This is a genomic window from Streptomyces sp. DvalAA-14, assembly GCF_900091855.1.
GTDB lineage: Bacteria > Actinomycetota > Actinomycetes > Streptomycetales > Streptomycetaceae > Actinacidiphila.
Map to the genome: position 1 here is coordinate 1 of NZ_FMCH01000606.1, position 10,408 is coordinate 10,408.

At 73.7% G+C, this 10,408-nt stretch carries 11 protein-coding genes; 8 read left to right on the forward strand and 3 right to left on the reverse strand.

The window, feature by feature from the left end; genetic code table 11:
• On the forward strand, positions 1-578 hold a 578-nt coding region (locus GA0115240_RS32585), incomplete at its 5' end, for a multicopper oxidase domain-containing protein (protein WP_161302619.1).
• Positions 579-637: 59 nt separating this feature from the next.
• On the opposite strand, the gene GA0115240_RS32590 is transcribed toward GA0115240_RS32585, so the two are convergent.
• Positions 638-2,254: an FAD-dependent oxidoreductase gene (locus GA0115240_RS32590; protein ID WP_093742387.1), complete on the reverse strand. Its 1,617-nt coding sequence runs from the start codon at positions 2,252-2,254 to the stop codon at positions 638-640.
• A 188-nt stretch (positions 2,255-2,442) separates the two neighbouring features.
• Between GA0115240_RS32590 and GA0115240_RS32595 the strand changes: the two genes are divergently transcribed.
• The 7 genes from GA0115240_RS32595 to GA0115240_RS32625 all read left to right on the forward strand — a co-directional run bounded on the left by GA0115240_RS32595 (position 2,443) and on the right by GA0115240_RS32625 (position 7,816).
• Positions 2,443-3,558 carry a SchA/CurD-like domain-containing protein gene (locus GA0115240_RS32595; RefSeq protein WP_256070146.1) on the forward strand — a complete coding sequence of 372 codons (1,116 nt, stop codon included), beginning with the start codon at positions 2,443-2,445 and terminating at the stop codon, positions 3,556-3,558.
• Between the two features lie 120 nt (positions 3,559-3,678).
• A complete protein-coding gene (locus GA0115240_RS32600) occupies positions 3,679-4,119 on the forward strand; it encodes a cupin domain-containing protein (RefSeq protein ID WP_093742390.1) in 441 nt (146 codons plus the stop codon).
• Positions 4,116-5,384: a beta-ketoacyl-[acyl-carrier-protein] synthase family protein gene (locus GA0115240_RS32605; protein WP_093742392.1), complete on the forward strand. Its 1,269-nt coding sequence runs from the start codon at positions 4,116-4,118 to the stop codon at positions 5,382-5,384. The genes GA0115240_RS32600 and GA0115240_RS32605 overlap by 4 nt, the downstream gene beginning before the upstream one ends.
• Positions 5,381-6,655: a beta-ketoacyl synthase N-terminal-like domain-containing protein gene (locus tag GA0115240_RS32610; protein WP_093742394.1), complete on the forward strand. Its 1,275-nt coding sequence runs from the start codon at positions 5,381-5,383 to the stop codon at positions 6,653-6,655. The genes GA0115240_RS32605 and GA0115240_RS32610 overlap by 4 nt, the downstream gene beginning before the upstream one ends.
• An 86-nt stretch (positions 6,656-6,741) precedes the next feature.
• Positions 6,742-6,999 carry an acyl carrier protein gene (locus tag GA0115240_RS32615; protein ID WP_093742396.1) on the forward strand — a complete coding sequence of 86 codons (258 nt, stop codon included), beginning with the start codon at positions 6,742-6,744 and terminating at the stop codon, positions 6,997-6,999.
• Positions 7,000-7,001: 2 nt separating this feature from the next.
• Positions 7,002-7,472, forward strand: a complete 471-nt coding sequence (locus GA0115240_RS32620; protein WP_093742397.1) for an SRPBCC family protein — start codon at positions 7,002-7,004, stop codon at positions 7,470-7,472.
• 5 nt (positions 7,473-7,477) lie between these two features.
• Positions 7,478-7,816 carry a TcmI family type II polyketide cyclase gene (locus tag GA0115240_RS32625; protein WP_093742399.1) on the forward strand — a complete coding sequence of 113 codons (339 nt, stop codon included), beginning with the start codon at positions 7,478-7,480 and terminating at the stop codon, positions 7,814-7,816.
• Positions 7,817-7,904: 88 nt separating this feature from the next.
• Here GA0115240_RS32625 and GA0115240_RS32630 read toward each other — a convergent pair whose 3' ends face one another.
• Entirely contained in the window at positions 7,905-8,990 is a 1,086-nt protein-coding gene (locus GA0115240_RS32630) for a methyltransferase (RefSeq protein WP_370673397.1), read from the reverse strand.
• 120 nt (positions 8,991-9,110) lie between these two features.
• Positions 9,111-10,184 (reverse strand): right-handed parallel beta-helix repeat-containing protein, encoded by a 1,074-nt coding sequence (locus GA0115240_RS32635; RefSeq protein ID WP_237555397.1) that lies wholly within the window; start codon positions 10,182-10,184, stop codon positions 9,111-9,113.
• Positions 10,185-10,408: the final 224 nt, after the last annotated feature.

Here is a 10,408-nt window from a genome sequence, read left to right on the forward strand (position 1 = left end):
AGAGTGTCGCGCACGCGGCGGCCGGCACGACCACGGGCGCCGGCACCGCGACCGGCACCGGCACCGGCACCGGCACCGGCGGGACCACCGCCGGCATGCCGGGCATGACCGCGGCGCCGTCCGGGCACGGCGCCGGCGGCGGCCCGGTGATGGAAATCGGCGCGGAACTCGGCCTGTTCGGCATGATCGCCATCACCGACGAGCAAACCCCTGCGGTGGACCGCGAGTTCGTGCTGTTCTTCCACGACCTGTCCGCCGCCGACGCGCCCGCGCTCGCCCAGGACCTGTCCTTGTGCAACGGCGGCGCGTTCGTCGACAACGCGCCGACCTTCACCGCGCGGCCCGGCGACCGGGTGCGCTGGCGGGTCAGCACACTGGGCAATTCCTTCCACACCTTCCACATCCACGGGCACCGCTGGCGTACCGCGGACGGCTGGGTGGACGCGCAAGTGGTCGGGCCGGCCACGACGCTGACCGTGGAGTACCGGGAGGACAACCCGGGCGACTGGCTCTACCACTGCCATGTGCCCGGCCACATGATGCGCGGGATGGCCGGCCGCTACCGGGTCGCGCGCTGAGCGCAGGCGCACACACGGACGGGCCCGGCCGCATCGGCCGGGCCCGTCGGTACCACCGCTTACGCGCGCCGCAGCACCCGGTCCAGCACGCCGGCCAGCGTCGCCTCCGGGTCGGCGTCCGGGCCCGGCGAGCGCCAGGCGATGAATCCGTCCGGGCGGACCAGCACGGCGCCCCCGTCGCTCACCGCGTGCAGCCGCGCCCAGGCCGACTCGTCCTCCGGCCGCAGGTCCGAGCCGATCCCGTAGCACTCCAGCGGGATGCCGGTGCGCTCGGCGATCCGGCGGCCCGCGGCGCGCCAGGTGTCGCCGGCCGGGCCGCTGAGCAGCACCGGGGCCCGCTCGTAGAGGTCCAGTGTGGACAGCCGTCCGGCGCCGCGGCGCACCCACAGGTGCGGGGCGCGGCCGCCGGGCGGGGCCACCGGGCTGAACTCCGCCGGGATGGAGGTGGTGTCGGCGGGGACGCCTTCGACCGCGCCGGCCAGGTAGCGGTAGGCGAGCACCACCGCGAGCATGCCGGCCTGCCGGCCGCCGGCGGGGGCGACGTCGTAGCCCGGGTGGCTGTGCTCGGCGGAGCGGGCCGAGGCGCGCGCCGCGGTGGCCAGCGCGACCGGGCGGCGCTCGGCGTCGTAGGTCTCCATCAGCTCGGGTCCGGCCCAGCCGCGCAGCACCGCGGCGAGTTTCCAGGCCAGGTTGTGGGCGTCCTGGATGCCGGTGTTGGAGCCGAAGGCGCCGGTGGGGGACATCTCGTGCGCCGAGTCGCCGGCCAGCAGGATCCGTCCTTCGCCGTAGCGCTCGGCGACGCGTTCGGCGGCGTGCCAGGGGGCCTTGCCGGTGACGTCCACCTCCAGGTCCGGGACGCCGGTCGCGGTGCGGATCAGCTCCGCGCACCGCTCGTCGGTGAAGTCCTCCAGCGTCTCGCCGTCGTCGGGGCGCCAGGGCGCGTGGAAGACCCAGTCCTTCTCGTTGTCCACCGGCAGCAGGGCGCCCGGGCTCTGCCGGTTGGTCAGGTAGCAGACGATGAACCGCCGGTCGCCCACCGCGTCGGCCAGCCGCTTGGCGCGGAAGGTGATGCTCACGTTGTGGAAGAGGTCGCCGGGGCCGGTCATGCCGATGCCCAGCCGTTCACGGACCGGGCTGCGCGGGCCGTCGGCGGCGATCAGGTAGTCGGCCCGGACGGTGCGCTCCTCGCCGCTCGCGCGGGTCCGGATGACCGCGGTCACTCCGTCGGCGTCCTGCTCGCAGGAGATCAGCTCGGTGCCGAAGCGGATGTCGCCGCTCAGCGCGCGGGCGTTGCGCAGCAGCACCGGTTCCAGGTCGTTCTGGCTGCACAGGCACCAGCCGGAGGGGCTGAGCCGGTCCAGGGTGCCGCCCGGGTCGATCTGTTTGAACAGCCATTCCTGCTCGGCACCGGTCAGGGTGTCGGCCTGCAGGATGCCGTGGTTGTCGGCCAGGACCGAGGCGGCGCCGCGGATCTGCGGCTCCACTCCGGCGGCCCGGAAGATCTCCATCGTGCGGACGTTGTTGCCGCGCCCGCGGGGATGGTGGGAGGTCTGCGCGTGCCGCTCCACCAGCAGATGCTCGACGCCGAGGCGCCCAAGGAACAGCGACGCGGACAGCCCCACCAGGGAGCCGCCGGCGATGAGGACGGGCACACGCTCGTCGGGTGTGAGGGTCATGGAAGCTCCCTTCCCAGCCCGGCGGTGCTGGGGAGCGCGATGGCGGGGTCTTCACTCGCCCGCATCACGTGCGGTGCGGGATGTGTCCGGTTACGTGAGCATTGCGGTAGCTGAGCAGGCCCACCGCATATGCATGAGGCATGCGCCGGGAGCAGGGCTGCCCGCGTATCCGAGAGGAACGAACCCCCGTGACGACTCTGGACGACCGGCACACCGCGCCGGTCACCGCACTGCCCACCATCACCCGACTGCGCGTCGTGCTGCTGCTGGACGTCCTCGACGGCAAGCACGAGGCGTTCCTCCAGGCGTACGAGCAGATCCGCCACCAGGTCGCCGCGGTGCCGGGTCACATCAGCGACCAGCTCTGCCAGTCGCTCGGCAACTCCTCGCAGTGGCTGATCACCAGCGAATGGGAGGACAGCGAGTCCTTCCTGGAGTGGGTGGAGAGCGCCGCCCACCGCAAGATGGTCGAACCGCTGCACGACACCGTGCGGGACACCACCTCGCTGCGCTTCATGGTCGCGGCCGAGACGCCGGAGGGCGGGGCCCGTCGGGCGCGTACCTCCACCGCGTCCCCCGCGGCCGGGCTCGACCCGCTGCCCGCGCCGCCGCTGTGCACCGGCGGGGTGGTCCGGCACGCGATCACCTTCACCGTCAAGGCCGGCAGTGAGCCGGAGGTCGAGCGCATCCTGGCCGGCTACCGCTCGCCGCAGGCCCAGGTGGACGACTCCACCCGGCTGCTGCGCACCTCGCTGTTCATGCACGGCAACCGGGTGGTGCGGGCGGTCGAGGTGGCCGGCGACCTCGGCAACGCGCTGCGCCACGTGGCCGCCCAGCCCGAGGTCAGAGCGGTGGAGGAGGCGATCAACCCCTTCTTGGAGGAGCAGCGGGACCTCACCGACGGTGCCTCGGCGCGGGCCTTCTTCGCCAGGGCGGCGCTGCCCGCCATCGAGCACGTAGCGGCGCCGGAGCGGTCGCCGCAGCGGGCGTCGGAGCGGGCGGCCGGCCGGTCGGCGCAGCGGGCGTCCGAGGTGTCCCGGCATGCCTTCGTGCACCCGGTGCGGGCCGCCGAGGGACCGGCCGAGGCCCGCCGGCTGGCCGCGCTCGACGCCGAGGCCGCCGCCGACGCCGGCCAGCCGCTGCTGGCGAGCACGGTCTTCCAGCGCGGAGACGTCCTGGTCCGATTGGTGGACGTACGGGCCGGCGCGGACGCGTCGGCGATGGCGCGGGGCGGACAGGCGATGGCGCCGGTCACCGACCGCAGGTCGGACGACGCTCCGGTCCGCACCTCGCCGAAGGCCTGACTCCCGCCGTACGGGTCCCCCTCCCGACTTCCCGCGCGCACAGGCCCCCGACGCCGCGACGCCCGTACGCGCATCACGCCCGGCGCGATCAGCGCCCCCGCACTCCCAGGAGCAGCAGCCATGACCGAACGCCAACCTCGTATCGTCCACCTCGACGACACCAGCCCCAACCGCCGCCGCGGCGGGGACCTGCGGGCCATGCTCACCCCGGCCACGTGCGGGGCCACCAGCGGCTTCATGGGACTGGCGCTGATCCAGCCCGGGGAGCGGATCGGCGAGCACTACCACCCGTACTCCGAAGAGTTCGTGTTCGTCGTCAGCGGGCGGCTGGAGGTGGACCTGGACGGTGAGACCCATCCGCTGCGGCCGGACCAGGGCCTGCTGATCCCGGTCGATGTCCGGCACCGGTTCCGGAACGTCGGCGACACCGAGGCCCGGATGGTCTTCCACCTCGGCCCGCTGGCGCCCCGTCCGGAACTGGGGCACGTGGACACCGAGGTCACCGAAACCGTCGAGGCGGGCGCGAGTGCTCCTCCCGACCCGGCCGGGGCCCGCGCGTGAACCGGCGGGTGGCGGTCACCGGTCTGGGCGTGGTCGCCCCCGGCGGCACCGGTGTGCCCGCCTTCTGGGACCTGCTCACCGCGGGCCGGACCGCGACCCGGGGCATCACCTTGTTCGACCCGGCGGGCTTCCGGTCCCGGATCGCCGCCGAGTGCGACTTCGACGCCCGGGGCGCGGGCCTGGGCCCCGAGCGGGCCGAACTGGCCGACCGCTACATCCAGTTCGCGATGGCCGCGGCCCGGGAGGCGATCGCCGACAGCGGCATGGACCTGGCGTCGATCGACCCCTGGCGGGTCGGCATCTCGCTCGGCTCGGCGGTCGGCGGCACCACCCGGCTGGAGCGCGACTACGTGGCGGTCAGCGGCGGGGGCAGCCGCTGGGACGTGGACCACGAGCAGGCCGGCGCGCACCTGCACCGGGCCTTCCAGCCCAGCGCGCTCGGCTCGGAGGTGGCCGAGGACCTGGGGGCGATGGGACCGGTGCAGACCGTCTCCACCGGGTGCACCTCGGGCCTGGACGCGGTGGGCCACGCCTTCCACCTGGTCCAGGAGGGCAAGGCCGACGTCATCGTGGCCGGCGCGGCCGACTCGCCGATCTCGCCGATCACGGTGGCCTGCTTCGACGCCATCAAGGCCACCTCGACCCGCAACGACGACCCGGCGCACGCCTCGCGCCCCTTCGACGCCGAACGCGACGGCTTCGTCCTCGGCGAGGGGGGCGCCGTCCTGCTGCTGGAGGAGTGGGAGCACGCCCGCCGCCGCGGCGCGCGGATCCACTGCGAGCTGCGCGGTTTCGCGACCTTCGGCAACGCCTACCACATGACCGGGCTGACCACCGAGGGCCTGGAGATGTCCCGGGCCATCGACCACGCGCTGGCCGACGCGCGGATCGACCCCACCGGCATCGACTACGTCAACGCGCACGGTTCGGGCACCAAGCAGAACGACCGGCACGAGACCGCCGCGGTCAAGCGGTCACTGGGCGAGCACGCCCGCTCGGTGCCGATGAGCTCGATCAAGTCGATGGTCGGGCACTCGCTCGGCGCCATCGGCGCGATCGAACTCGCGGCCTGCGCCCTGGCGCTGGGCCACGACGTGATCCCGCCCACCGCGAACTACGAGACCCCGGACCCGGAGTGCGACCTGGACTATGTGCCGCGCACCGCGCGGCAGGCCCGGCTGCGCTCGGTGCTGTCGGTCGGCAGCGGCTTCGGCGGCTTCCAGTCCGCGGTGGTGCTGGCGCATCCCGAGAGGAGCACGGCATGAACGGACCTGTCCGACAACACGGTTCCCGGCAGCGCGGTGCCCGCCGGGCGGTGGTGACGGGGCTGGGCGTGATCGCGCCCAACGGCATCGGCACGGACGCCTTCTGGAAGTCCGTCCAGCAGGGCACCCCGGTGCTCGGCCGGGTCACCAGGGAGGGGTGCGCCGACCTGCCGCTGCGGGTGGCCGGCGAAGTGGCCGGCTTCGACGCGACCGGCCTGGTCGAGGACCGCTTCCTCGTGCAGACCGACCGCTTCACCCACTTCGGCATGGCGGCGGCCGAACTGGCCCTGGAAGACGCCCACCTGGCCGCCGACCCGGACAACCCGTACGGCGTGGGCGTGGTGACCGCGGCCGGCTCCGGCGGCGGCGCGTTCGGCCAGAGCGAGCTCCAGCAGCTGTGGGGCAAGGGGCCGTCGTACGTCGGTCCGTACCAGTCCATCGCCTGGTTCTACGCGGCCAGCACCGGCCAGATCTCGATCCGGGGCGGCTTCCGCGGTCCCTGCGGGGTGCTGGCCGACGACGAGCCGGGCGGCCTGGACGCGTTCGCGCACGCCTGGCGCGGCATCCGGCGCGGCACCGACGCGATGGTGGTGGGTGCCACCGAGGCGCCGCTGGCGCCGTACTCGGTGGTGTGCCAGCTGGGCTATCCCGAGTTGAGCCTGTCCGACGAACCGCGGCGCGCCTACCTGCCGTTCACCGCCGACGCGTGCGGCTTCTCCCCAGCGGAGGGCGGCGCGATGTTCGTGGTGGAGGACGAGGAGGCGGCCCGGGAGCGCGGCGCCCGGCCGCGGGCCGTGGTGGCCGGGCACGCGGCGACCTTCACCGGCACCAGCGGCTGGGACCGCTCCCGGGAGGGTCTGGCGCGGGCCATCGAGGGCGCCCTGGCGGACGCGGGCTGCGCGGCCGAGGAGGTGGACGTGGTGTTCGCCGACGCGATGGCGGTGCCGGCCGCCGACCGGGCCGAGGCACTCGCCATCGCCGACGCGCTCGGGCCGCGCGCCGCCACCGTCCCGGTGACGGCGCCGAAGTCCGGCTTCGGCCGGGCGTATTGCGCCGCCGGTGCGCTGGACGTCGCCGCCGCCGTGCTCGCCCTCGAACACGGGGTGGTGCCGCCGACGCCCAACGTCGTGGCCGAGGTGCGGCACGACCTCGACATCGTCACCGGCGAGGCCCGTATCGCCCGTCTCAACACCGCGCTCGTCCTCAGCCGCGGGCTGATGGGCGGCAACTCGGCGCTGGTGCTGCGGCGCGCACACGGCGAGGAGCGCTGACCCCACCGGGCCGGCCCCATGTCCCCGGCGCCCGCCCCGTCCCCGGCGGGCGCCGGCTCCCCGAAGAAGAAGAGAGGCAGCATCCGATGAACGCACCCGTCACGTACGAGGAACTCGCCGCACTGATGAAGGGCCGCGCCGGAGTCTCCGTGGACCCGGAGGCGATGGCATCCCGCCCGGACGCGACCTTCGAGGAGTTCGAACTGGACTCCCTCGGCCTGCTCGGCATCGTCGCCGAGCTGGAGAAACGCTACGAGCGCCCCATCGGTGAGGACGCGGAGACCTGCAAGACGCCGCGCGCCTTCCTGGAAAACGTCAACGCCCAGCTCACGGCAGGAGTCTGAAGATGACCGGTCGTACCGACAACAGCATCGTGATCGCCGCCCCCCGCGAGCTGACCTGGGAGATCACCAACGACCTGGAGAGCTGGCCGCAGCTGTTCAGCGAGTACGCCGCCGTCGAGATCCTGGAGCGGCACGGCGACACGGTGACCTTCCGGCTCACCATGCACCCCGACGAGAACGGCACCGTCTGGAGCTGGGTGTCCGAGCGCGAGATGGACCGCTCCACCTGGACCGTGGAGGCCCGCCGGGTCGAAACCGGCCCGTTCGCGCACATGAACATCCGCTGGGAGTACGAGGAGGTGCCCGGCGGTACGTCGATGCGCTGGCTCCAGGACTTCGCCATGAAGCCCACCGCCCCGGTCGACGACGCCGGCATGACCGCGCACATCAACCGCAACTCGCTCATCCAGATGGAACGCATCCGCGAGCAGGTCGAGCGGCACGCCGCGACCGTCGCCACCGGAGGGGTGTGATCACCATGCACCGCACGCTCATCGTCGCCCGGATGAAGCCGGGCTCCGCGCAGGACATCGCCGACACCTTCGCCGAGTCCGACCAGGGCGAACTGCCCGGCCTGATCGGCGTGACCGGGCGCAGCCTGTTCCAGTACGGCGACCTGTACCTGCATCTGGTGGAGGCCGAGCGCCCGCCCGGCCCCGAGGTCGCCAAGATGAAGGACCACCCGGACTTCCGCCGCATCAGCGACACCCTGACGGCGTACATCGAGGCGTACGACCCGAAGACGTGGCGTGAGCCGAAGGACGCGATGGCCCGCGAGTTCTACCGCTGGCAGCGGGCGCAGCCGGCCGCTCGGTAGCTCCCGCCGGCCGCGTACACCGCGATCCGCCCGTACCCCCGACGGAAGGGGTACGGGCGGATCGCGGTGTACGCGGCCCTCCTCGCGGCTACCTGGCGGGGACCACGGCCTGGAAGGCGTGCAGGTAGCTGTTGACCGGGCGGATGTCCCTCAGTTCGAGGCCGGCCTCCGCCATCAGCGCGGTCATGCTCTTCTTGGAGTGCTTGGCGCCGCCGACGTTGAGCAGCAGCAGCAGGTCCATGGCGGTGGTGAAGCGCATGGACGGGCTGTCGTCGACCAGGTTCTCGATGACGAGCACCCGGGCGCCCGGCTCGGCGGCGGCCATCACGTTGCGCAGTGTGGCGCGGGTGCTGGCGTCGTCCCACTCCAGGATGTTCTTGATGATGTAGAGGTCGGCCCGGACCGGGATCGCCTCGCGGCAGTCGCCGGGCAGCAGCCGGACCCGGTCGGCCAGCGAACCGCCGTCGCGCAGGCGGGAGTCGGCGTTCGCCACCACGGCGGGCAGGTCGAGCAGGGTGCCGTGCAGCGCCGGGTCGCGCTCCAGCAGCCCGGCCAGCACGAAGCCCTGGCCGCCGCCGATGTCGACCACGCTGCCGACCCCGGTGAGGTCGACGAACTCGGCCAGGTCGTTGGCGGCCTGACGGCTGGAGGACGTCATCGCCCGGTCGAACACCCGGGCGGACTCGCCGCCTTCGCTGTGCAGGTAGTCGAAGAAGCTCTTGCCGAACACGTCGGGGAAGACGCCGGAGCCGGTTCTGACCGCCTCGGCCAGCCGCGGCCAGACCTGCCAGGTCCACGGCTCGGTGCACCACAAGGAGATGTGGTGCAGGCTGCCCGGCGCGTCCTCGCGCAGCAGCCGGGACATCTCGGTGTGCACGAACATGCCGTCGTCGGTCTCGGCGAACAGCCCGTGGCTCTCCAGGGTGAGCAGCAGCCGGCGCAGCGGCTTCGGCTCGACGCCGAGCCGGCCGGCCAAGTCCTCGGCGGTCGCCGGGGTGTCGTCCAGCGCGTCGGCCACGCCGAGGGTGGCGGCGGCGCGGACCGCGGCCGCGGGGGCGGCGCCGAAGACGATCTCGCGCAGGCGCATGGCGGCCTGCACGGAGGGGGAGATGGGGCCGGTGGGGGTGGTGGTCGCGGTTTCGGTGCGGGTCTTGGCGGGAGGCGCGGTCGTCATCGGGCCGCCTTTCTCCTGGGGTGCGGACGGGGGGCGGGGGTCGGGGGTCGGGCCGGGTCGTACGGCTCCGGGGCGGGTCGGCGGGTCGGCCGGGTCGGCCGGAAACGTCGGGTCGCCGGGTCAGCAGCGGCCGGCCGGCTGGGACACACGGCAGGCGTTGCCGGTAACGCTGTTGCCGGTGCCGGCGTCCCAACCCGTCACATCGGCGGGGCCGTTGTCCAGCAGCACGTTGCCCTGGACGGTGTTGTCGGTGTTGGGCACGCCCACGAAGCTGTGGAAGAAGACCACGCCGCCGGACATGGTGGAGGTCCCGGTGTTGCCGGTGACGGTGTTCCGCTCCACGACGGTGTCCTCCACTCCGGTGAGGACGATGCCGGCGCCCTGGACGAACGGCAGCCGGGTGTTGGCGGCGCAGTAACGGGTGTTGGCGGTCACCGAATTGCCCCGCACGCTCAAGTGGCCCGCGCGCGGCACGCCTTCGTCGCCCACGATGAACATCCCGGCGCAGTTGCCGGTCACCGTGTTGCCGTCGACCGCGGCATCGCGGACCCGCCGCAGCACGACGCCCGTCTTGTTCCCGGACAGCGTGTTCCCGGCGACCACGGCGCCCTGCAGGTCGAGCGCGCCGCCCTCCTCGTCCACGGTGTTGGCCAGGAAGACGCCGGCCTCGCCGTTGTCGTCGGCCACATTGCCGACGATCCGGCCGCGGACCGACTTCTGCTGGCCGATGCCGTACTGGCCGTTGCCCTCGGCGTGGACGGCGCGCACGGTCATGCCGTCGGTCTCGGTGGCGGCGATGCCGTAGGTGGCGAAGCCGGTGACGGTCAGGTCGGCGATGTGCACGCCGGTGAGGCGGCTGCCCGCGGTCCCGGTCACGCAGATGCCGGTGCCGGCGCATCCGGTCGCGGTGGCGGCCTTGACGGCCGGCGGGCGCAGGATCACCCGGTCGGTGGACTCGCCGCGCAGGGTGAGGTCCGGGACGGTGATGGTGAGGTTCTCCCGGTAGGTGCCGGCCCGCACCAGGATGGTGTCGCCCGGGTGGGCGGCGTCGACGGCCTGCTGGATGCTGTGGCCGGCGGCGACGGTTCGGGTCTGCCGGGCCGGGGTTGTGCGCGGGGTTGCGGCTGCGGCGCGGAGTGCGCGGGTGCTGCGGCCAGCAGGCCCAGGCCGGTGGTGACGGCTACGGCCAGCCAACGTCTTACGGTCATGGAGCTCTACCCGCTTCCCGGGAGGTGGGGGGTTCGCGAGGACGGCGGGGGCCGCCAAGCCGAAGCTATGAGCCTGCGGCGCCACCCGCCACTCCGGTTCCCCGCCCGGGTCAGGGCCCCGGCGCGCCCCGGCCCACCCCGCCGGACCGCCGGCGCCCACCGCCGGGCCCGCGGTTCCTCCCCCCGCCGGGCCGGCGGTTCCTCCTCCGG